Source organism: Streptomyces sp. NPDC002676 (assembly GCF_053592455.1).
This window is the reverse complement of sequence record NZ_JBSFVT010000017.1, coordinates 69,187-90,204: the sequence shown is the minus strand read 5'-3', so window position 1 is coordinate 90,204 and position 21,018 is coordinate 69,187. Positions and strand designations below refer to the sequence as shown.

Annotated in this window: 23 protein-coding genes and 1 pseudogene; 21 read left to right on the top strand and 3 right to left on the bottom strand. The window is 69.8% G+C overall.

Going from position 1 to position 21,018, the window contains the following annotated elements; translation table 11 throughout:
• The first annotated feature begins 5 nt into the window (after positions 1 to 5).
• The 3 genes from ACWD3E_RS33495 to ftsH all read left to right on the top strand — a co-directional run bounded on the left by ACWD3E_RS33495 (position 6) and on the right by ftsH (position 6,090).
• Positions 6 to 2,477: a [protein-PII] uridylyltransferase gene (locus tag ACWD3E_RS33495; RefSeq protein WP_451391296.1), complete on the top strand. Its 2,472-nt coding sequence runs from the start codon at positions 6 to 8 to the stop codon at positions 2,475 to 2,477.
• Positions 2,478 to 2,560: 83 nt separating this feature from the next.
• Positions 2,561 to 4,108 carry a signal recognition particle protein gene (ffh, locus tag ACWD3E_RS33490; RefSeq protein ID WP_451391295.1) on the top strand — a complete coding sequence of 516 codons (1,548 nt, stop codon included), beginning with the start codon at positions 2,561 to 2,563 and terminating at the stop codon, positions 4,106 to 4,108.
• Between the two features lie 44 nt (positions 4,109 to 4,152).
• Positions 4,153 to 6,090 carry an ATP-dependent zinc metalloprotease FtsH gene (gene ftsH, locus ACWD3E_RS33485; protein WP_451391294.1) on the top strand — a complete coding sequence of 646 codons (1,938 nt, stop codon included), beginning with the start codon at positions 4,153 to 4,155 and terminating at the stop codon, positions 6,088 to 6,090.
• A gap of 260 nt (positions 6,091 to 6,350) precedes the next feature.
• Here the strand turns inward: ftsH and ACWD3E_RS33480 are convergent, their stop codons facing one another.
• Positions 6,351 to 7,220 carry a class I SAM-dependent methyltransferase gene (locus tag ACWD3E_RS33480; RefSeq protein WP_451391293.1) on the bottom strand — a complete coding sequence of 290 codons (870 nt, stop codon included), beginning with the start codon at positions 7,218 to 7,220 and terminating at the stop codon, positions 6,351 to 6,353.
• A 535-nt stretch (positions 7,221 to 7,755) separates the two neighbouring features.
• On the opposite strand from ACWD3E_RS33480, the gene ACWD3E_RS33475 reads away from it, so the two are divergent.
• From ACWD3E_RS33475 to ACWD3E_RS33400, 16 genes and pseudogenes are all read left to right on the top strand, one after another.
• Positions 7,756 to 8,358, top strand: coding sequence for a hypothetical protein (locus tag ACWD3E_RS33475; protein WP_386576485.1), 603 nt, complete (start codon positions 7,756 to 7,758; stop codon positions 8,356 to 8,358).
• 302 nt (positions 8,359 to 8,660) lie between these two features.
• Positions 8,661 to 9,080 carry a 30S ribosomal protein S16 gene (rpsP, locus tag ACWD3E_RS33470; RefSeq protein ID WP_451391292.1) on the top strand — a complete coding sequence of 140 codons (420 nt, stop codon included), beginning with the start codon at positions 8,661 to 8,663 and terminating at the stop codon, positions 9,078 to 9,080.
• A gap of 5 nt (positions 9,081 to 9,085) precedes the next feature.
• Positions 9,086 to 9,325, top strand: a complete 240-nt coding sequence (locus tag ACWD3E_RS33465) for an RNA-binding protein (protein ID WP_005479813.1) — start codon at positions 9,086 to 9,088, stop codon at positions 9,323 to 9,325.
• An 82-nt stretch (positions 9,326 to 9,407) separates the two neighbouring features.
• Positions 9,408 to 9,950: a ribosome maturation factor RimM gene (gene rimM, locus ACWD3E_RS33460; protein WP_451391291.1), complete on the top strand. Its 543-nt coding sequence runs from the start codon at positions 9,408 to 9,410 to the stop codon at positions 9,948 to 9,950.
• Complete coding sequence (gene trmD, locus ACWD3E_RS33455; protein ID WP_451391290.1) at positions 9,950 to 10,783, top strand: tRNA (guanosine(37)-N1)-methyltransferase TrmD; 834 nt, start codon at positions 9,950 to 9,952, stop codon at positions 10,781 to 10,783. The genes rimM and trmD overlap by 1 nt, the downstream gene beginning before the upstream one ends.
• A 135-nt stretch (positions 10,784 to 10,918) precedes the next feature.
• Positions 10,919 to 11,269, top strand: a complete 351-nt coding sequence (rplS, locus tag ACWD3E_RS33450; protein WP_059252839.1) for a 50S ribosomal protein L19 — start codon at positions 10,919 to 10,921, stop codon at positions 11,267 to 11,269.
• Between the two features lie 45 nt (positions 11,270 to 11,314).
• Positions 11,315 to 12,016: a signal peptidase I gene (lepB, locus tag ACWD3E_RS33445; RefSeq protein WP_451391289.1), complete on the top strand. Its 702-nt coding sequence runs from the start codon at positions 11,315 to 11,317 to the stop codon at positions 12,014 to 12,016.
• Positions 12,009 to 13,184, top strand: coding sequence for a signal peptidase I (gene lepB / locus ACWD3E_RS33440; RefSeq protein WP_451391288.1), 1,176 nt, complete (start codon positions 12,009 to 12,011; stop codon positions 13,182 to 13,184). Before lepB (ACWD3E_RS33445) ends, lepB (ACWD3E_RS33440) begins: the two co-directional genes overlap by 8 nt.
• The gene (gene lepB, locus ACWD3E_RS33435) at positions 13,108 to 13,998 is read left to right on the top strand and encodes a signal peptidase I (protein WP_451391287.1); all 891 of its coding nucleotides are present in this window, start codon (positions 13,108 to 13,110) and stop codon (positions 13,996 to 13,998) included. The genes lepB (ACWD3E_RS33440) and lepB (ACWD3E_RS33435) overlap by 77 nt, the downstream gene beginning before the upstream one ends.
• 105 nt (positions 13,999 to 14,103) lie before the next feature.
• The gene (gene lepB, locus ACWD3E_RS33430; RefSeq protein ID WP_451391286.1) at positions 14,104 to 14,829 is read left to right on the top strand and encodes a signal peptidase I; all 726 of its coding nucleotides are present in this window, start codon (positions 14,104 to 14,106) and stop codon (positions 14,827 to 14,829) included.
• Positions 14,819 to 15,355: an NUDIX hydrolase gene (locus tag ACWD3E_RS33425; RefSeq protein ID WP_451391285.1), complete on the top strand. Its 537-nt coding sequence runs from the start codon at positions 14,819 to 14,821 to the stop codon at positions 15,353 to 15,355. The genes lepB (ACWD3E_RS33430) and ACWD3E_RS33425 overlap by 11 nt, the downstream gene beginning before the upstream one ends.
• 75 nt (positions 15,356 to 15,430) lie before the next feature.
• Entirely contained in the window at positions 15,431 to 15,739 is a 309-nt protein-coding gene (locus ACWD3E_RS33420; RefSeq protein WP_008745401.1) for a DUF2469 domain-containing protein, read from the top strand.
• 107 nt (positions 15,740 to 15,846) lie between these two features.
• The gene (locus ACWD3E_RS33415; RefSeq protein ID WP_451391284.1) at positions 15,847 to 16,212 is read left to right on the top strand and encodes a YraN family protein; all 366 of its coding nucleotides are present in this window, start codon (positions 15,847 to 15,849) and stop codon (positions 16,210 to 16,212) included.
• Positions 16,213 to 16,431: pseudogene (locus tag ACWD3E_RS33410) on the top strand (magnesium chelatase domain-containing protein); the annotation flags it as partial.
• Between the two features lie 534 nt (positions 16,432 to 16,965).
• Positions 16,966 to 17,829 (top strand): hypothetical protein, encoded by an 864-nt coding sequence (locus tag ACWD3E_RS33405; protein ID WP_451391283.1) that lies wholly within the window; start codon positions 16,966 to 16,968, stop codon positions 17,827 to 17,829.
• 11 nt (positions 17,830 to 17,840) lie between these two features.
• The gene (locus ACWD3E_RS33400; protein WP_451391282.1) at positions 17,841 to 18,002 is read left to right on the top strand and encodes a hypothetical protein; all 162 of its coding nucleotides are present in this window, start codon (positions 17,841 to 17,843) and stop codon (positions 18,000 to 18,002) included.
• Between the two features lie 246 nt (positions 18,003 to 18,248).
• On the opposite strand, the gene ACWD3E_RS33395 is transcribed toward ACWD3E_RS33400, so the two are convergent.
• Together ACWD3E_RS33395 and ACWD3E_RS33390 are read right to left on the bottom strand one after the other, a co-directional pair.
• A complete protein-coding gene (locus ACWD3E_RS33395; RefSeq protein WP_451391281.1) occupies positions 18,249 to 18,659 on the bottom strand; it encodes a hypothetical protein in 411 nt (136 codons plus the stop codon).
• Positions 18,656 to 19,204: a hypothetical protein gene (locus ACWD3E_RS33390; protein ID WP_451391280.1), complete on the bottom strand. Its 549-nt coding sequence runs from the start codon at positions 19,202 to 19,204 to the stop codon at positions 18,656 to 18,658. Before ACWD3E_RS33390 ends, ACWD3E_RS33395 begins: the two co-directional genes overlap by 4 nt.
• Positions 19,205 to 19,619: 415 nt before the next feature.
• On the opposite strand from ACWD3E_RS33390, the gene ACWD3E_RS33385 reads away from it, so the two are divergent.
• Together ACWD3E_RS33385 and ACWD3E_RS33380 are read left to right on the top strand one after the other, a co-directional pair.
• A complete protein-coding gene (locus ACWD3E_RS33385) occupies positions 19,620 to 19,808 on the top strand; it encodes a hypothetical protein (RefSeq protein WP_451391279.1) in 189 nt (62 codons plus the stop codon).
• Between the two features lie 237 nt (positions 19,809 to 20,045).
• Positions 20,046 to 21,017, top strand: a complete 972-nt coding sequence (locus ACWD3E_RS33380; protein WP_451391278.1) for a hypothetical protein — start codon at positions 20,046 to 20,048, stop codon at positions 21,015 to 21,017.
• The last annotated feature ends 1 nt before the right edge of the window (position 21,018 follow it).

Genomic DNA, 21,018 nt, shown 5'->3' with positions numbered 1-21,018 from the left:
CCTGGGTGACGCGTACGGAAGTGCACAGCGAAGCGGACGACTCGGGACCCAGCGGCTACGCGGCGGCCCGGCTGCGCCTCCTCACCGAGGCGGCGCGGCCCGGGCCGCCGCGCCGTGCCGCGCTCGCCGAGCTGACCGACGACTGGCTGGCGGGGCTCTTCGGCGCCGGCACGGACGGGGTGCGCGGCGTCTCCCTCGTCGCCGTCGGCGGCTACGGCCGCGGCGAGCTGTCCCCGCGCAGCGACCTCGACCTCCTGCTGCTGCACGACGGCAGTGACCCCGGCGCGGTCGCCGCCCTGGCCGACCGCCTCTGGTACCCCGTCTGGGACCTCGGCCTCGCCCTCGACCACTCCGTGCGCACCCCGGCGGAGGCCCGCAGGACGGCCGGCGAGGACGTGAAGGTCCAGCTCGGCCTCCTGGACGCCCGCCACCTCGCCGGCGACGCCGGCCTGACCGCCGGCCTGCGCACCGCCGTCCTGGCCGACTGGCGCAACCAGGCACCCAAACGCCTCCCCGAACTCCAGGAGCTGTGCGCGGAGCGCGCCGAGCGCCAGGGCGAGCTGCGCTACCTCCTGGAACCCGACCTGAAGGAGGCCCGGGGCGGCCTCCGCGACGCCACCGCGCTGCGTGCCGTCGCCGCCTCCTGGCTGGCCGACGCCCCGCGCGAGGGCCTCGCGGACGCCCGCCGGCGCCTGCTCGACGTCCGTGACGCCCTGCACCTGACGACGGGCCGTGCCACCGACCGCCTCTCCCTCCAGGATCAGGACCAGGTCGCCGCCGAGCTGGGCCTGCTGGACGCCGACACGCTGCTGCGGCAGGTGTACGAAGCGGCGCGCGTGATCTCGTACGCCAGTGACGTCACCTGGCGCGAGGTCGGGCGCGTGCTGCGCTCGCGCGCCGTACGGCCGCGGCTGCGCGCCATGCTCGGAGGCGGGAAGCCCGTTGCCGAGCGGTCCCCGCTGGCCGAGGGGGTCGTGGAGCAGGACGGCGAGGTGGTGCTCGCCCGCACCGCACGCCCCGAACGCGACCCCGTGCTCCCCCTGCGCGCCGCAGCCGCCGCCGCCCAGGCCGGCCTCCCGCTCTCCCTGCACGCCGTACGGCGCATGGCCGCCACCGCACGCCCCCTGCCCACGCCCTGGCCCGCCGAGGCCCGCGAACAACTGGTGACCCTGCTCGGCTCGGGCCGCCCGACCATCGAGGTCTGGGAGGCGCTGGAAGCGGAGGGACTGATCAGCCGCCTGCTGCCGGACTGGGAGCGGGTCCGCTGCCGCCCGCAGCGCAACGCGGTCCACCTCTGGACCGTCGACCGGCACCTGATCGAAACCGCCGTCCGCGCCTCCGAGCTGACCCGCCGCGTCAGCCGCCCCGACCTGCTCCTGGTCTCCGCGCTGCTGCACGACATAGGGAAGGGCTGGCCCGGCGACCACTCGGTGGCCGGCGAGATCATCGCCAGGGACGTCGCCGCGCGGATCGGCTTCGACCGCGCGGACGTGGCCGTGCTGTCGACACTCGTACGCCACCATCTGCTCCTCATCGAGACGGCCACGCGCCGCGACCTGGACGACCCGGCCACCGTCCGCTCGGTCGCCGAGGCGGTCGGCACCCAGAGCACGCTGGAACTGCTGCACGCGCTGACCGAGGCGGACGCCCTGGCCACCGGCCCGGCCGCCTGGTCCTCCTGGCGCGGCTCCCTCGTCACCGACCTGGTCCGCCGGGTCTCCGCGGTCCTCGCGGGCGACGCGCCGGGCGAACCCGAGCCCGCCGCGCCCACGGCCGAGCAGGAACGGCTGGCGATCGAGGCCTTCCGCACCGGCGGCCCCGTCCTCGCCCTGCGCGCGCAGACGGAACCACCGACGGCGCCACCGACGGACGAGGGAGCCACCGGGGAACCCGAGCCGCTCGGCGTCGAGCTGCTCATCGCCGTACCGGACCAGCCGGGCGTGCTCCCCGCGGTCGCCGGTGTCCTCGCCGTCCACCGCCTCACCGTCCGCACGGCCGAGCTGCGCGCCCTGAGCCTGCCGGACGACGTGGACGACGCGGACGACGGCTCGGTCCTCCTCCTGAACTGGCGGGTCGCCGCCGAGTACGGCTCCCTGCCCCAGGCGACCCGGCTGCGCGCCGACCTCGTCCGCGCCCTGGACGGCTCCCTGGACATCGCCGGCCGCCTCGGCGAACGCGACGCCGCCTACCCCCGCCGCCGCGGCTGGCCCGCCCCGCCGCCCCGTGTCACCGTGGCCCCGGCGGCCTCCCGCCACGCCACGGTGATCGAGGTACGCGCCCAGGACGCCCCCGGGCTCCTGCACCGCATCGGCATGGCGTTGGAGAAGGCGGGCGTACGCGTGCGGAGCATGCACGTCAGCACCCTCGGCTCCAACGCGGTGGATGCGTTCTATGTCACGACGGGGACGGGGGCACCGCTGCCGGGGCACGACGCGGGTTCACTGGCGGGGGTGCTGGAGGAGACGTTGCGGGGATGACACTTTCCCGGTGACTTCGTCGCCGGGATACCCTGGAGGGCGATTCCCTGAAGCCATCACCGACCCCGAGGACCGCGAGCGCCGTGTTCGACACTCTCTCCGATCGCCTGTCAGCGACTTTCAAGAACCTGCGCGGCAAGGGACGGCTCTCCGAGGCGGACATCGACGCCACGGCACGCGAGATCCGTATCGCGCTTCTCGAAGCGGACGTGGCGTTGCCTGTCGTCCGGACGTTCATCAAGAACGTCAAGGAGCGGTCCCTCGGTGCCGAGGTCTCCAAGGCGCTGAACCCCGCCCAGCAGGTCCTGAAGATCGTCAACGACGAGCTGGTCACCATCCTCGGCGGTGAGACCCGGCGGCTCCGCTTCGCCAAGCAGCCGCCCACCGTGATCATGCTCGCGGGTCTGCAGGGTGCCGGTAAGACCACCCTCGCGGGCAAGCTCGCCCGGTGGCTGAAGGAGCAGGGCCACTCGCCGCTGCTGGTCGCCGCCGACCTCCAGCGCCCGAACGCCGTGAACCAGCTGAGCGTCGTCGCCGAGCGCGCGGGCGTGGCGGTCTTCGCGCCGGAGCCGGGCAACGGCGTCGGCGACCCGGTGAAGGTCGCCAAGGACTCCATCGAGCACGCCCGGACCAAGGTCCACGACATCGTGATCGTGGACACCGCCGGCCGCCTCGGTATCGACCAGGAGATGATGCAGCAGGCCGCGGACATCCGGGACGCGGTCAAGCCCGACGAGATCCTGTTCGTCGTCGACGCGATGATCGGTCAGGACGCCGTCAACACCGCCGAGGCCTTCCGCGACGGCGTCGGCTTCGACGGCGTGGTCCTCTCCAAGCTCGACGGTGACGCCCGCGGTGGTGCGGCCCTGTCGATCCGCCAGGTCACCGGCAAGCCGATCATGTTCGCGTCGAACGGCGAGAAGCTGGACGACTTCGACGCGTTCCACCCGGACCGGATGGCCTCCCGCATCCTCGACATGGGTGACCTGCTCACCCTGATCGAGCAGGCGGAGAAGACCTTCAGCCAGGAAGAGGCCGCCAAGATGGCCTCGAAGCTGGCGTCCAAGAAGGGCCAGGACTTCACCCTGGACGACTTCCTGGCCCAGATGGAGCAGGTCAGGAAGATGGGCTCCATCTCCAAGCTGCTCGGCATGCTGCCCGGCATGGGCCAGATCAAGGACCAGATCAACAACCTGGACGAGCGGGACGTCGACCGCACCGCCGCGATCATCAAGTCCATGACCCCGGGCGAACGCCAGGACCCGACGATCATCAACGGCTCCCGCCGCGCCCGTATCGCCAAGGGTTCCGGCGTCGAGGTCAGCGCGGTGAAGGGGCTTGTCGAGCGGTTCTTCGAGGCCCGCAAGATGATGTCCCGCATGGCCCAGGGCGGCGGTATGCCGGGCATGCCGGGGATCCCGGGCATGGGCGGCGGCCCCGGCCGGCAGAAGAAGCAGCAGAAGCAGGCCAAGGGCAAGCAGCGCTCCGGCAACCCGATGAAGCGCAAGCAGCAGGAGCTGGAGGCTGCGCAGCGCCGCGAGGCCGCCGCGCAGGGCGGCAACGCGTTCGGGCTGCCGCAGCAGGGCGGCGAGTTCGAGCTGCCGGACGAGTTCAAGAAGTTCATGGGCTGAGTTCTGCGCGTGCCAGGGGTTGGTCCATGTCGTAACGTCCCGATATGACCAACCCTGCGCCGCCGCGCAAGTCGCCCGACCAGCCCTGGCGTACCGAGGGCGCTCCCGAGGAGCCGCCGAGGCCGCCGGGCGGCGGGAGACTGCGCGGGGGCTGGTGGCGGCTGATCGTCACCGCGCTGGTGGTGTATCTGATCGCCAACCTGGTGCTGTCGTACTTCGATCAGGCCAACGAGCCGACGATCTCGTACACCGAGTTCAGCAAGCAGGTGAACGACGGCAATGTCGCCAAGATCTACGCCAAGGGCGACTCGATCCAGGGCCAGCTCAAGAAGGAGAAGACCCGGCCGGGCGGCGGCAAGTACACCAAGTTCAACACCGAGCGGCCGTCCTTCGCGGGCGACGACCTGTGGACGAACCTGACCAAGCACAACGTCACCGTCACGGCCCAGCCCGTCGTCCAGCACCGCAGTTTTCTCGCCAATCTGCTGATCTCACTCGCGCCGATGCTGCTGCTGATCGCCGTGTGGGTGTTCATCGCGCGGCGGATGAGCACGGGGCTGGGCGGCGCGGGCGGCATGCTCGGCCGAAAGGCGCCACCCAAGCCGGTCGAGCTGATCCCGGGGGAGAAGCGCACCACGTTCGGCGACGTGGCCGGTATCGACGAGGTCAAGGGCGAGCTGAACGATGTCGTCGACTTCCTGAAGAACCCCGACGCCTATCGCCGCATGGGCGCCAAGATGCCCCGCGGTGTGCTCCTCGCGGGCCCGCCCGGCACCGGCAAGACGCTGCTCGCGCGGGCGGTCGCGGGGGAGGCGGGGGTGCCGTTCTTCTCGGCGTCCGCCTCCGAGTTCATCGAGATGATCGTGGGGGTGGGCGCCTCCCGGGTGCGCGAGCTGTTCGCGGAGGCCCGCAAGGTCGCCCCGTCGATCATCTTCATCGACGAGATCGACACCATCGGGCGGGCGCGCGGCGGCGGCGCCTCGATGGGCGGGCACGACGAGCGCGAGCAGACCCTGAACCAGATCCTCACCGAGATGGACGGCTTCTCCGGCGCCGAGGGCGTCATCGTGCTCGCCGCCACCAACCGCGCCGACATCCTCGACCCGGCCCTGACCCGCCCCGGCCGCTTCGACCGCGTGGTGCAGGTCTCGCCGCCGGACCGGGGCGGCCGTGAGGCCATCCTGGAGATCCACACGCGGGAGATCCCGCTGGCCCCGGGCGTCGACCTCGCCCAGGTGGCCCGTACGACCCCGGGCATGACCGGCGCCGACCTGGCGAACCTCGCCAACGAGGCCGCCCTGCTCGCGGTCAAGCGGAAGCAGCAGGTGGTGACCCAGTCGGACCTCTCCGACGCCCTGGAGAAGGTCCAGCTGGGTGCGGAACGCCCGCTGGTGATGCCGGAGGAGGAGCGCCGGCGCACCGCCCACCACGAGAGCGGGCACGCCCTGCTCGGCATGCTCCAGCCGGGCGCCGACCCCGTCCGCAAGATCACCATCGTGCCGCGCGGCCGGGCGCTCGGGGTGACGCTGTCCACGCCGGATGCCGACAGGTACGCGTACACCGAGGAGTACCTGCGCGGCCGGATCATCGGCGCGCTCGGCGGAATGGCGGCCGAGCAGGTCGTGTACGGCGTGATCACCACCGGCTCGGAGAGCGACCTGGAGCAGGTCACCAACATCGTGCGCGGGATGGTCTCCCGCTGGGGCATGAGCGAGCAGGTCGGCCGGTTGTCCGCGCTGCCCAACGACGTCCAGCAGGCCTACGGGCTTGCCGCCGCCCCCCAGACCCTCGACGTCATCGACAGCGAGATGCGGCGGATCGTGGACGAGTGCTACGCGGAGGCGTGCCGCAAACTGCGCGACCACCGCGGCCGGCTGGACGCGCTGGCACAGGCGCTGCTGGAGAACGAGACGCTGGAGGAGGCGGACGCGTACCGGATCGCGGGGATCACGCGCCTGACCAAGGACCACGACGAGTCCTAGGCCGGTGGTCTGGCCCCAGCGTCGGAAGCCCTTTAGGCCCTTGTCGTCACATTCCCGTCGTCCGCCCGGAGCGCGGGCCGCGCGGCGTCTGGTGCGTGCAGTTGCAAGGCGGAGGAGGGAGTCGACGATGGGGGTCCTGCGCGCTGGCGAAGCCGAGCGTGGGGGAGCGTCGGCGACTGACGACAACGCGGCTGGGGGTCCCCCCTCTGGGGGAGTGCGTGCTAGGCATCGCGCGGCAGGCGGGAGTTCGACGTCAGGGCCTAGGGCACGCGGGCGATGAGGTACCGGAACACGTTGGGCATCCACACGGTCCCGTCCGGGCGACGGTGCGGGTGCAGGGCCTCCGTCAGCTCCTTGTCGACCTGCTTGTGGTCGGTCGCCGTGATCGCCGCGTCGAACAGGCCCGTCGAGAGCAGGCCGCGTACGGCGCTGTCGAGGTCCGCGTAGCCGAAGGGGCAGGCGACCCGGCCGGAGCCGTCCGGCTTCAGCCCCGACCGCTGGGCGACCTCCTCCAGGTCGTCGCGCCGGGCTTGGCGCCAGCTGCGGGCGCTGCGCAGCGGATCGGCGAGCTTCGTCGCCACCCGCAGCACCCCCGAGGTGGCGCAGCGCTCCGGCGGGCCCCAGCCGGCCAGCACCACGGCGGCCCCGCGCGCGGCGAGCGGCAGCGCGGACGCGAGCAGTTCGCGGAGCCCCTCGGAGTCGCCGGCGAGGCAGCCGATCGGCTCGAAGACGGTCACCAGGGTGTACGGGGGCGTCTTTGGGTCGACCGGGCCCCCGGGCGGTGCGTCCAGCAGCCGGGCGGCTTCACGCGTGCGTGCCCCGCTCGGCGCGTCCGGCAGCAGGCGCTCGCGCGCGAGCGCGAGCCGCTCGGGGGAGGTGTCGGCGCCGGTGACCGCGGCTCCTCTGGAGGCCGCCAGCAGCAGGGCGAGCCCGGAGCCGCAGCGCAGGCCCAGCAGCCGGGTGGCGGGGCCCACTTCCAGTCGCTCGTAGACGGTCTCGTAGAGCGGGACCAGCATCCGCTCCTGGATCTCGGACCAGTCACGCGCGCGTGCGCTCGGCTCCGCGTGGGTTTTCGCCTGAGCTGCCGAGTCCGCGTGAGAGGGGTGGTGCCGCACGGGCGTAGGTGTCATCGGTAAGCGCCCCAATCCGCCGACAGTTCACCGCTGTGCCCCCGTCCGTTCCCCCGTCGCGTGGCCCCAGTGCCCTGCGGACGCACGCTCCACGGTTGTCAGGTAACTCCCGGTTCGCGGCGGCGTCCAGGGGTCGTGGAGGGCCGTTTGGCGATCGCGCGCGGGTGTGGCGAGATTTCATGTCTCGGTAACCCGGGTGACCCTACGGTGGCCGCTCCCCGAGGACGGGCCGGTGCCGGGGGGCCGGGCGGCGAACGGTAACGTCCCCGTCGTCACGGACGCTGACTGAGGTGAGGTCTCCTCCCGAGAGCGGCCGAAACGCCTCTTGCGCATCCGCCGGCCGCGACCGTGCCCGGGCTACACGCTGGGGCGTACGTTGGACTACGCACCAGCTTGGTATGAGCTGTGTGGCTTCTCCGCAGATCAGCGCACCCGCCCTCGTCAGGACGCATCAGCGGCAACTGACGGGTACGTGCAAATTATTTGGGATGCCCCGGAATAGGAACACAGCGGCACCCACGCTCGTTGTCATTACGTGAGCACGACACAGACAACACCTGTACTCGCCGCAGAGCTGGCGCAGGCGTGGGCCGATATTCAGCGGTACCACCCCGAGCTGCCTGACCTTGCCGCGCCGGAGTCCCTGATCGGGGAGTCGTCGTCCGCGTGCGGTCACGAACTCTCCTTCGAACGGCTGCTCCATGAAGCAGTCCACGGCATCGCCGCCGCCCGAGGGGTCCGTGACACCTCCCGCGCCGGGCGCTACCACAACCGCCGTTTCCTCGCGATCGCCGAGGAGCTGGGCCTGGACCACCCCGAGGAGCCGCACCCGAGCAGCGGCTTCTCGCTGGTCACGCTCAACCCCGAGGCGAAGCGGCGCTACCGCCCGACCATCGAGCGGCTGCAGCGCGCGCTGAAGGCCCACACCGTGGCCACCTCCGCCGACACCTCCCGCACCTTCCGCGGCCCGGCCGCCCGGCACGGCTCGTCCGGTGGCGGCGTCCGCGTCAAGGCGGTCTGCGACTGCGGTCGCAACGTCCGGGTGGTCCCGTCGGTCCTGGCCCAGGCCCCGATCGTGTGCGGCGGCTGTGGAAAGCCGTTCCGGATCCCCGAGGTCGTCGGGGCGGCGGCGAGCTGAGACCGCGACTGCTCGTGGCAGCCGCGGTCCGCTCGTACGGACCCCGGGGACGACACCCGACGTTTCTCCCCTCCACGCCGGGTGCCGATCACGCATGCCCGAAACGCACCCATCCCCCCGCACCCGCCCCGCCCTCGGCCGAGAGCGGTCCGCGGGGTATGGCAGAATGGCAAGCTGTACTCGACAGCCGCACAGGACCCCTCTCTCCTCCGGCTGACGCGTCCATCGGGCATTCGGGTACCGCAACCCCACGCGGCAGCTCGCCGTGCCCAACCACGTCAAAACCAGGAGAATCCACTCCCGTGGCAGTCAAGATCAAGCTGAAGCGTCTGGGCAAGATCCGTTCGCCTCACTACCGCATCGTCGTCGCCGACTCCCGTACCCGCCGTGACGGCCGGGCCATCGAGGAGATCGGCAAGTACCACCCGACCTACAACCCGTCGGTCATCGAGGTGGACGCCGAGCGCGTGGCGTACTGGCTGGGTGTCGGCGCGCAGCCGACCGAGCCCGTTCTCGCCATCCTGAAGAAGACCGGCGACTGGCAGAAGTTCAAGGGCGAGCCGGCTCCCGCGCCGCTGCTCGTCGCCGAGCCGAAGCCGGGCCGTCCGTCGTTCGAGGCTCTCGGCGGTGACGACGAGGGCAAGGGTGAGGCGATCACCCAGAAGAAGAAGGCTGAGAAGAAGGACGAGGCCGCGGCTGAGTCCGAGTCGACCGAGGCCTGAGCAGCATGCTCGAAGAGGCGCTTGAGCACCTCGTGAAGGGCATCGTCGACAACCCTGACGATGTGCAGGTCGCCTCGCGCGACCTGCGCCGCGGGCGCGTGCTGGAGGTCCGGGTCCACCCCGACGACCTCGGCAAGGTGATCGGCCGCAACGGCCGTACCGCGCGTGCTCTGCGCACCGTCGTGGGCGCCATCGGCGGTCGCGGTGTCCGCGTCGACCTCGTCGACGTGGACCACGTCCGCTGACGCTTCAATGCAACCGGCTCGGGCCGGGGAGGGCCACTGGGCCGTCCCCGGCCCGTAGTCGTATGACAGGAGATTTGGACTCGTGCAGCTGGTAGTCGCACGGATCGGCCGCGCCCACGGCATCAAGGGCGAGGTCACCGTCGAGGTACGTACCGACGAGCCGGAGCTGCGCCTCGCCCCGGGCGCCGTTCTGGCCACCGACCCGGCCTCCGCCGGGCCGCTCACCATCGCCACCGGCCGCGTCCACAGCGGCCGACTGCTCCTGCGCTTCGAGGGCGTCGGCGACCGCAACGGCGCCGAGGCCCTGCGCAACACCCTGCTGATCGCCGAGATCGACCCCGAAGAGCTGCCCGAGGGCGAGGACGAGTACTACGACCACCAGCTCATGGACCTCGACGTGGTCACCGAGGACGGGCAGGAGGTCGGCCGGATCACCGAGATCTCGCACCTGCCCTCCCAGGACCTGTTCATCGTGGAGCGCCCCGACGGCAGCGAGGTGATGATCCCCTTCGTGGAGGAGATCGTCATCGAGATCGACCTGGAGGAGCAGAAGGCGGTCATCGCGCCCCCGCCGGGCCTGATCGACGACCGCGCGGTGATCGATTCGACGCGGGACGAGTCCTGATGCGCCTCGACGTCGTCACGATCTTCCCCGAGTACCTGGAGCCGCTGAACGTCTCCCTGGTCGGCAAGGCACGCGCGCGCGGCCAGCTGAACGTGCACGTGCACGACCTGCGCGGGTGGACGTACGACCGGCACAACACGGTGGATGACACGCCGTACGGCGGCGGCCCCGGCATGGTCATGAAGACCGACCCCTGGGGCGAGGCCCTGGACTCCGTCCTCGCCGACGGCTACGAGACCGGCGCCCAGGCCCCCGCGCTGATCGTCCCCACGCCCAGCGGCCGGCCCTTCACCCAGGAACTGGCCGTCGAGCTGTCCGAGCGGCCCTGGCTGATCTTCACGCCGGCCCGCTACGAGGGCATCGACCGGCGCGTCATGGACGAGTACGCCACCCGTATGCCGGTGTACGAGGTCTCCATCGGCGACTACGTCCTCGCCGGCGGCGAGGCGGCCGTCCTGGTCGTCACCGAAGCCGTGGCCCGGCTGCTGCCCGGCGTCCTCGGCAACGCCGAGTCCCACCGGGACGACTCCTTCGCGCCCGGCGCGATGGCCAGCCTCCTGGAAGGCCCCGTCTACACCAAGCCGCCCGTCTGGCGCGGCCGGGACATCCCCGACGTGCTGCTCAGCGGCCACCACGGCAAGATCGCCCGCTGGCGCCGCGACGAGGCCCTCAGGCGTACGACGGCCAACCGGCCCGACCTGATCGAGCGCTGCGACCCCAAGGCCTTCGACAAGAAGGACCGCGAGATGCTCTCCATCCTGGGCTGGGCGCCGGACCCGGACGGGGAACCGTACGGCCGATTTTGGCGCCGGGTCGAGGGCGTGGAAGAATAGGGCGCTGCTGTGCGTCCGTCCGGCGTGCGCCCCTGCCGCAGGGGGACACGACGCCCGTCCCGACCCGCACACGGCTTCTTGCAAACCCCTAGTTGCCGTTGATGACCTGTGGCATCAGCGAAGAAAGCAGACGAAATGTCTCACCTGCTCGACTCTGTCGACGCCGCGTCGCTGCGCAGCGACATCCCGGCCTTCCGCCCGGGTGACACCGTCAACGTCCACGTCCGCGTCATCGAGGGCAACCGCTCTCGTGTGCAGCAGTTCAAGGGCGTTGTGATCCGCCGCCAGGGCTCCGGTGTCCGCGAGACCTTCACGGTCCGCAAGGTCTCGTTCTCCGTCGGCGTGGAGCGCACCTTCCCGGTGCACACCCCGATCGTCGAGAAGATCGAGCTGGTCACCCGGGGTGACGTGCGCCGCGCCAAGCTGTACTACCTCCGTGAGCTGCGCGGCAAGGCCGCCAAGATCAAGGAGAAGCGCGAGAGCTGATCTCGCGCGGGCGTTCATGGCGGGTCCGGATAGCATCTGGCCCCGATGGACACCGAAGAACAGCCAACGGAACGCGACCGCTCCTCCCACCCCGGAACTCCGGGGGCGGAGGAACGGTCGCGTTTCGCGTTGGTGTCGCGGATCGCCGACTGGCTGCCGGGCGGCCGGATCACCCTCACCCTCTTCGCCTGCACGGCGTTCCTGCTGCTCCTCAACGCCTTCGTGCTGCAACCGTTCCAGATCCCGAGCGGCTCCATGGAGCAGGGATTGAGGGTCGGGGACCGCGTTCTCGTAAACAAGTTGGCGTACCGTTTCGGTGCCCAGCCGCGTCGCGGGGACGTGGTGGTGTTCGACGGCACAGGCTATTTCGGGCACGCGGACTACGTGAAACGCGTTGTAGGGGTGGGGGGAGACCACGTGGTCTGCTGCGACAAGGCGGGGAGGATCCAGGTGAACGGTCAGGCCGTCGACGAGTCGGCGTTCCTGTTCCCCGGGGACACCCCGTCCAGCGTGCCCTTCGACGTCGTCGTCCCTGAGGGGCGCCTGTTCCTCCTCGGCGATCACCGCGCCGACTCCAGCGACTCCCGCGACCACCTCGGCTCGCCCGGCGGCGGCATGATCCCGGTCGGCGAGGTGATCGGGCGGGCCGAATGGATCGTGTGGCCGTTCGCGCACTGGACGCACCTGACGCGCCCGTCCGCCTACGCACGCGTGCCCGCTGCCCCCGCGGCAGGCACCCATGGGTAACCGCGGCAAGCCGCGCGGGGTGCCCAGCACGCCCGCCGACAACCTGCTGCCCACGGGGGCCCGGCGCACCTCCATGGCCGGCGCCGGCCGCACGCGCGCGGAGCGCCGCAAGCTGCAGCGCAAGGTCAAGCGGAAGCGCCGGCGTTCAGCCGTTCGGGAGATTCCGCTGCTGGTCGGTGTCGCCGTCCTCATAGCGCTCGTCCTGAAGACGTTCCTCGTCCAGGCGTTCGTGATCCCGTCCGGCTCCATGGAGCAGACGATCCGGATCGGCGATCGCGTCCTGGTCGACAAGCTCACCCCGTGGTTCGGCTCCAGGCCCGAGCGCGGGGACGTCGTCGTCTTCCACGACCCGGGCGGCTGGCTGGCGGGCGAACAGACCGCGAAGAAGCACGACCCGGTCGTCCTCAAACAGCTCAAAGAAGGCCTCGCCTTCATCGGCCTGCTGCCCTCCGACAACGAGAAGGACCTGATCAAGCGGGTCATCGGCGTCGGCGGAGACCACGTGAAATGCTGCGACGCGCAGGGCCGCGTCACCGTCAACGGCGTACCGCTGACGGAAGGCGACTACCTGTACCCGGGGACCTCCCCGGCCGCCACCCCGTTCGACATCACCGTCCCCAAGGGCCGGCTGTGGGTGATGGGCGACCACCGCGAGGACTCGGCGGACTCCCGCGCCCACCAGAACACCCCGTATGGCGGCACCGTCTCCGAGGATTCGGTGGTCGGCCGGGCCATGGTCATCGGCTGGCCCATCGGCCACTGGACCAGCCTGGACGAACCTAAAACCTTCGCAAGCGTCGCGAACTCCGTGTCGGGGTCGACCGCGCGTCCCCGCCTGTCGCATAGGGTTGCCTCCTACGATCCGAACGGAATGACCCGGCTCCCGACCCCTGCGGAACTCCCGCTCGTTATGGGAGTGGTGGGCCTGCACCGGCTATGGGGCAGGCGGCGGCACAGAGTAAGGAGTTGGCGTGGGGGATGTGGCGGTTGGCGCACGGTCGGGACACGACGGCGAGGAGCACCGCGGGCACCCCGGGGAAGCGAACGACCCTGCCCCGGTAGACGCCGCGACGCCGGGGAACCCAGGGAACATGGCGAACACGGGGAACGGCTCCGCGGCGGCCGACGACGGCACGCCGGAGGGCGGGCAGCCGGCCCAGGACCATGAGGCCGGCGAGGTCGACAGCACCCGCCGGCCGAGCAAGCCGCGCTCCTTCTGGAAGGAGCTGCCGATCCTGATCGGCATCGCGCTGGTGCTGGCGCTGCTGATCAAGACGTTCCTGGTGCAGGCGTTCTCGATCCCCTCCGACTCGATGCAGAACACCCTCCAGCGGGGTGACCGCGTCCTGGTCGACAAGCTGACCCCGTGGTTCGGCTCCAAGCCCGAGCGCGGCGAGGTCGTGGTCTTCCACGACCCGGACAACTGGCTGGCGGGCGAGCCCACGCCGAACCCGAACCCCATCCAGAAGGCTCTGAGCTGGATCGGCCTGATGCCGTCCGCCGAGGAGAAGGACCTGATCAAGCGGGTCATCGGGGTCGGCGGCGACACCGTCGAGTGCAAGCACACCGGCCCACTGCTCGTGAACGGCCATCCGCTGAACGAGCCGTACGTCTACCCCGGCAACACGCCGTGCAGCGATGACGGCGACGGCGGCCAGTTCAAGGTGACGGTCCCCCAGGGCTACATCTGGGTGATGGGCGACCACCGGCAGAACTCCCGGGACTCCCGCTACAACCAGGCCGACAAGCACCACGGCATGGTCCCCGTCGACAAGGTCGTCGGCCGCGCCATCGTCAAGGCCTGGCCGATCAACCGCTGGGGCACCCTGCCGGTCCCGGACACCTTCGATCAGCCGAACCTCAACCAGCAGTCCCCGGTACCGGCGGCCCTGTCGGTGGCGCCGGAGGGCATCGCGGTGGCCGTGGTGGTGCCGGTGGCGGTGTGGCGGCGCAGGCAGGCCGTGAAGTCGGCGAAGGGCTGAAGTCCGCGAAGGACCGAACTCGGCGAAGGACAGAGGCGCGGCGCCCTTGTGCCCACCAGGTCGGGGGTGGGCAAGGTGCCGTACCGCCGGGTAGGGTCCCGCTCCATGAGTGGTGAGAGCAGGAGGGGCCACCGGCTGTCCGGCCTGGCCGTAGCCCTGGGCCTGGTGCTGTTCCTCGGCGGTTTCGCATGGGGAGCGGTGGTCTACCGGCCGTACACGGTGCCGACCAGCTCCATGAGCCCGACGATCGACGCCGGCGACCGTGTGCTGGCCCAGCGCGTCGACGGCGACGAGGTCCGGCGCGGTGACGTGGTCGTCTTCCGCGACAAGAGCTGGGTCACCAACGCCAAGGTGGTCAAGCGCGTGGTCGCGGTCGGCGGTGACACCGTCTCCTGCTGCACGAACGGCAAGCTGACCGTCAACGGCAAGCAGATCGACGAGCCGTACCTGGCCAAGGGCAGCCTGGCCGAGATCCAGAACTTCCCGACGGTCACCGTGCCCAAGGGCCGCCTGTTCCTCCTCGGCGACGAACGCCAGGGCTCTCTGGACTCCACCGCCCACCTCACGGACGCGGCGAAAGGCACGGTCTCCCGCAGCGCGGTGTCCGCCCGTGTCGACGCCGTCATCTGGCCCATGAACGGCATGCTCAAGCGCCCCACCGGCTTCGAGTCCCTGGGCGCACTGTCCCAGCCGGGCCCGCTGCGCACCATCGAGTGGCTGATCGTCGCCGGCGCCGTCCTGGTCCTCGCCGGCGGCGCGTACGGCCCGATCGCGAGCCGTCTGGGCCGCTCCCGGGCCCGTACGCGCCCGGAGGCGGCCGGTGCGAGCTGAGCCTGCGCCCGAGACCGCGCAGCCGGGCGAGGAGGCGTACGAGGGCGGGCTGCGCAAGGTCGCCCGGGTGGTGCTGCTCGACCCCCAGGACCGCATCCTCCTGCTCCACGGCCACGAGCCGGACGACCCCGCCGACGACTGGTGGTTCACCCCGGGCGGCGGCCTGGAGGGCGCCGAGACGCGCGAGGAGGCCGCGCTGCGGGAACTGGCCGAGGAGACCGGCATCACCGAAGTCGAACTCGGTCCCGTGCTGTGGCGGCGCATGTGCTCCTTCCCGTTCGCGGGCCGCCGCTGGGACCAGGACGAGTGGTACTACCTGGCCCGTACGGCCCAGACGGCCACGGCTGCAACGGGGCTGACGGAGCTGGAGCGGCGCAGCGTCGCCGGAGCGCGCTGGTGGACGTGTCGGGAACTGACCCGGGCACATGAGACGGTGTATCCGACCAGACTCGCCGGGCTGCTGCGTACGCTGCTCGACGAAGGTCCCCCGGCCAGCCCCGTGACCCTCGACCCGGAAATCGTCTAGCGACCCGGAAATCGTCTGAAGGTCCGTCGGACTGGCGCACAATGGTGGGATCGCACGGCTGAAGGGGAACATGCCATGAGCGCCGAGGACCTCGAAAAGTACGAGACCGAGATGGAGCTGAAGCTCTACCGGGAGTACCGCGATGTCGTCGGTCTGTTCAAATACGTGATCGAGACCGAGCGGCGCTTCTACCTCACCAACGACTACGAGATGCAGGTGCACTCGGTTCAGGGCGAGGTGTTCTTCGAGGTCTCCATGGCCGACGCCTGGGTCTGGGACATGTACCGGCCGGCCCGGTTCGTGAAGCAGGTCCGGGTGCTTACGTTCAAGGATGTGAACATCGAGGAGCTGAACAAGACCGACCTGGAGCTTCCGGGCGGGTGATGCTCCCTCCGGCGGGTGACGGAGTTTTCCACAACCGCTGAGTAACCCACCAAGATCCACTTCTCTGGGCGGGATGCGTGACGGTTGGCGCCGGAGGTGGTGCCGACATGAGCAACGCACGCAGTGCACTCGGCAGGTACGGCGAGAGCCTGGCCGCCCGGAGGCTGGCCGAGGCCGGAATGACGGTCCTGGAGCGCAACTGGCGCTCCGGCCGGACGGGCGAGATCGACATCGTCGCGCAGGACGGCGACGTTCTGGTGGTCTGCGAGGTCAAGACCCGCAGGAGCGGTACGTTCGAGCACCCGATGGCCGCGGTCACGCCCGAGAAGGCCGAACGCCTTCGGGGCCTGGCCGAACGCTGGATCCACGCCCACGGAGGAGCACCACCCGGAGGCGTCCGCATCGACCTGGTCGGCGTCCTCCTGCCCCGCCGCGGCGCCCCGACCGTCGAGCACGTGCGGGGGGTGGCCTGAATGGGATTCGCCCGTACGTGCTCGGTGGCCCTGGTGGGCGTCGAAGGCGTGGTCGTAGAGGTCCAGGCCGATCTCGAACCCGGTGTGGCGGCCTTCACCCTGGTGGGCCTCCCGGACAAGAGTCTGACGGAGAGCCGGGACCGGGTCCGGGCGGCGGTGGTGTTCCCTGTCAAGTTGTTGTGTTCAGGTTCTGGCCCTCTGCGTCAGGGTCGCGGCGGGTGGTTCGGTCAGCCGAAGCGGCGATGTGAGTGTCCTCCTGAGAGCCCGTGGCTGCCGCTGTGAGCCTCGTTCGAGGTGGGCCGAAGGGGATTCGGTCCCGCCAGCCCTGTCGATCCCCTGCTGGCTTCTGAGGCCGTTGGGCTGGCTTCGAGGCAGGAATAGCTGAGGCCCCTGGAATTAGTCCGCCACGAAGCGCGCACAGAGCACCGCCATGCCTGGCAGTGGTACAAAATCTCCCGGCCGCATTTTCAGGAACGGGCTGAACGTCCAGAAATGTTTACCAAGCCTTCGGATGTTGAAGCGCAAATAATTGAACAAGCGAACCTTCATTCAGCCCCTCGGCCATCGACTCGGCCTATTGCAGCAGGTGCTGGTCGAGGTCAAGGTGTTCGGCTCTCACATTTAGGGACGCCCCGCGGGCCTCGCGCGCGAACCTTCAGATGGACTGCGAACGACAGGCATCGCCCAAGATGCCGGCCACCGCCACCGGATGCACAATAGTGGTGCTGGCAAGTTCCGTCCGCAGGGAGTGCCATGCGTGGGGTATATACGTGGGCCAGAGCCCTCCTCATCGCGGCAGGTGCAGCCGTCGCAGTGTCGGCCGCCAGAGATATCCCTAAAGGATTCTGGACCTCTCATGACACCCTTTTCTGGGTTGCAATATGGTTGGGTGTCGTGGCGACTGCGATCGATCCAATCATAAACCGGCTGGGCTGGCGCAAGGAAACGAAGAAGGCTATAAGGAGGAGCGATGGTGTTCGGAGCGCCCTCGCAGTCCTCTTGATGGATATAATTAAGCTAACCGATGCCGACTGGAGGACTACTGGGGTCTTCGCCTATCGCGCACGGTGTCCTCGGATTCCTGTGCTCCGAATTCTGCAACCCGTGGGACATGTCCGCCTGAAAAGGCTCGATCCCATGCTCCCTCCTCCGAAGGTTCGCTACGACCATGGGATGGTGGGAACTACATGGGCCTCCGACCCTCCCGAGGCATATAGTAGATTCTGGAAGCAAGAATCTGAACAGCTCCATGACGAATTGACCGCGAAAGTTGGGAAGCATCCTCTCCCCAAATGGAAGTTCTTTGTGAGGGCAGGGGAGTATCGGTGGCGCAAGAATATGATCAAGTGGCGCTGCTGGCGGAAGATCGACAAAGAGCATCGGTGGCGACTTCGTTACTCAGAGTTCCAGTCCTCTCGGCACTATCACATTCTGGTCACATACCCGATCCGCGACCCTACGTCTGGGCGTGTGGCGGGTGTACTGTCGGTCGATGTCAGGCCCAATCCGGATCCGGAGGGTCCCGACATCAAGGCCGAACGGCTTGAGCAAAAAGACGTGGTCGCCAAGCTGAATCGTGCGGCCCTGGGCGTGTACGGCGCCTTCAAGGTCTCGTAGGAGCGTGTGGCATGGCTCAGCACAAGGTCATAGACCTGCCCCCTGCGGACGAGGTCGATCCGACCTACGTAGAGGCATTGGAAGACGCTGGAGCCCCGAAAGCACTCGTTGAGTGGATGAAGGACCAGACAAAGCCCGAGGACCCGGAGGCCGACCACTCCGAAGCGGAGTAGGCGCCATCCCGAGACGTCCCGGCGGCCAACCGCTGACTTACAACGGCCAAGGGCTACGTCCGCGAGTTCAACGCCGCCCTCGCCCCCTGGCGCCGTGAGTCGGCCGTCCGCGAGTTTCTCGATCGCACCCGCACTGAACTCGGCATCGCCGCCTGAGCACGTTCGACTTCGTCATGCACCACCATGTACGAATGTCTGTGCTCAGCCGTCCGTTCGATCTGGAACGGCCCCGCATGGCAGGTGGGCTTAGCGGGTGGGCGGAGGGAACGGGATCACGTTGTCCGGTGCCGGGACGGGTTCTGAGGGCGCGTCCTGCCCCTGGGTAAGAACGGCGCTGGCGAGGGTCAGCCTGGTCACCAGCTGGCGGAGCTCTGTGATCTCGGTCCGCTGGTTCGCGACGGTCTTCTTGAGCTTGGCGATGGTCGCCCGCAACTGCTTCTCCGTCTCTGGGACCTGCGTTGTCTCCTTGCGGATCCGATCGTGGAACTCGTTCTTCAGGTCCACGTGCCGCTTCTGCAGAGCCATGCGGTGAACACCGGACTCGGCAGCGAGGGCAAGGACGGTGAGACTCCCATTGGAGGCGGTGGCCTGCCCGGCCAACAGCCGGTCCATCGCCTCACGGATGCGGGTGCGTTCGTCTTGGTGTTGCTGGTTCATGTCGGGGCCTCGACGGTCTGGGCGGTTGCGTCGTGGGTGTCGGCGGCGGCGCGAAGCTTGTCGGCGTTGGCCCGCAGCCGCTTGCTGACCGGGCCGGGAGCGTGGGCGGCGAGGTGGTCGATCTCGCCGGCCCGCTCCCGCAGCTGGCGGGAGCGGGTGTCGGTGCGGACGGTATTGCCGCAGCCGGGTCGGCAGTCGTACTGGCGCGGGGCAGTCGCGTTGGGGTCCGGCTCGGAAAGAGCGTTGTCGCGCTTGAAGGCGCAGATCAAGAACGCGTCCGGGTTGTCGTAGAGAACGACACCGTCCCGGGCCAGGAATGTGGCGGCCTTCTTCGCGAACGTTGCGGGGACGATGCGGCCCTCGAAGCGCGGGGTCGTAGTAGCCGCGGTGAGGGCCCGGCGGGCGGCAGGCTCGGAGATCTTCTCCCCGGCGGCAGCCCGGTCACGGCGGGTGTTCTGCAACCGGACGGCCGCATCAGCGTCTGGAGGCGTCCGTTGGGGCACCCCGACCTCCGCGGCCCGGGCCGCCACCGGCAGCGACGACATCGAGGGTGCGCTTTGTTGTTGTGACGGCCGGTCAGCGCGATACCGGCGGCCAGCTCGGCCGGGTCCAGATACTGGAGCAAATCCCGCAGGTCGACCGTCGAACGTCTCGGGTCGATGGCCGGGGTGCCGGGGCGCACCACACTAGGCTGGGCGGGCTCGTCCGTCTGTCGGTCGCAGGCGCGCTGCAGAGCCAGTGCGGCAGCCGCCGCTGCGCTCCACTGTGCGGTAGGGACCACTCGCTCGTCGATCATTTCTTGGATGCCGGGCTGGCCTGGTATTCGAGCCAGGGTGGTGACGTCCTTTCATGAGGCGGCGGCGTTGCTCGGTGATTTGGGTGGCGTTGAGCGCCAGAATCCCGGATGGTCTCATCAGCGCGGCAGACCCCGCGTTGTGACTCGGCCTGTGAGTAGGGGGCATGACTGCGCCGGGCGAAGCCGGCGGTGTCGAACCCGAGCAGGTCGGGATCGCCGATCCGGGCCGGGTCCAGGAGCACCGGCTGCTCCAAATGCACGGCTGGGACTTCTGGCGGCTGACCGTCGCCGGTGTCGAGCAGTCGCTCGCCGAGTTCCGTGCCACACACGGCCCGCCGAGTGCACCGCCGTAAGCGCGGGCCCCGCCCGGGCCTGTGCTGTGTCCATACGGTCACGGGCCGCGTCGACGGGACTGGCAGCCTCCTCGGAGGCGGGCGGGCAAGCCTGCTGTTCCCCCGACATCGCCGGGGGACACCTGGGCCCGCCTTCCCGGGCTCCGGCAGTACCGTGTGTCGGCCATGATCGCTACGGATGCCCCCGGCGAAGCGAGGATAGCCCCCAGAGGCAACCGTGTATGTACGTATCATCGTGTGATCGGGGAACGCTCCTGTGCCGTATTTCCGCTCGGGGCGTCGCAAACGGGCAGGGCGGGGGCCGCGGTGCCACAACAGGGCGTTCTTGCAGTGTCCGCTGCCGATGCCGATCAGGCGGCAGCCGTGCATGGCTACGAGGTTTCCCCGTTCATGACGCGGACGGCCCAAGCCGTCGACGCGGTCTGTCCGTGGCAGCTCATCGGCTTCGCCGATGACGATGTGACCGAGCGGGCCGCGGTCGCCTGGATCATCGCCGACGCGGTGATGCACAACCGCGCCGGACATTCACGCGCGTACCGGTGGTGGCGGGATGCGGCGCTGGCGGCCAAGGCGCTGTCAGGCGAGGAAGCCCGGCTGGTCAAGCCCTTCGTGCAGCCTGTGTTCGGGCTGCCGCCCACGGGCACGGACGCCGACGATCACGTACCCGGCCACGTCGGCGAGTGGCTGTGGTACCTGCTGACGCGCGAGGAGCGCACGACCGGCCATGAGCTGGCCTTGCTGGAGGCGCCCAGCTGGAGTGTGACCGAGGGCGGCGCGGACGGATTCGCCGTCCACCGCATCGCTGCAGCAACCGACACGTCGTTGATCTTCAAGCTGTGGGAGATCAAGAAGTTCACCGGCGGCGGCTCGGTCAGCGGCACTATCACGTCGGCCGCGACCCAGTTGGCCCAGCGGGGAGACGAGTACGTCGCGAAGATCTCGTGGGCGAACTCCGCCCTTCCCGGCGATCTCGGCCTGCTCATGAGCGAGCTGACCGAGCTGTGGATGCGCGCCGACCCCCGCGGCGGGGCCGGCGTGAGCGTGTCGACCAATACGGCCAGCACACCGAAGCGCTCCGCCTTCTCTCAAGTGCCCACCTACCTCCCCAATCTGGTACATCCCGGTCAGCTGCGCGGGTTGATCGTCGCGGTCGAGGACTTCTCCGCATTCGCCTCCCAGGTGAGGGGGTACCTGTGGAGCGCACTCTGAA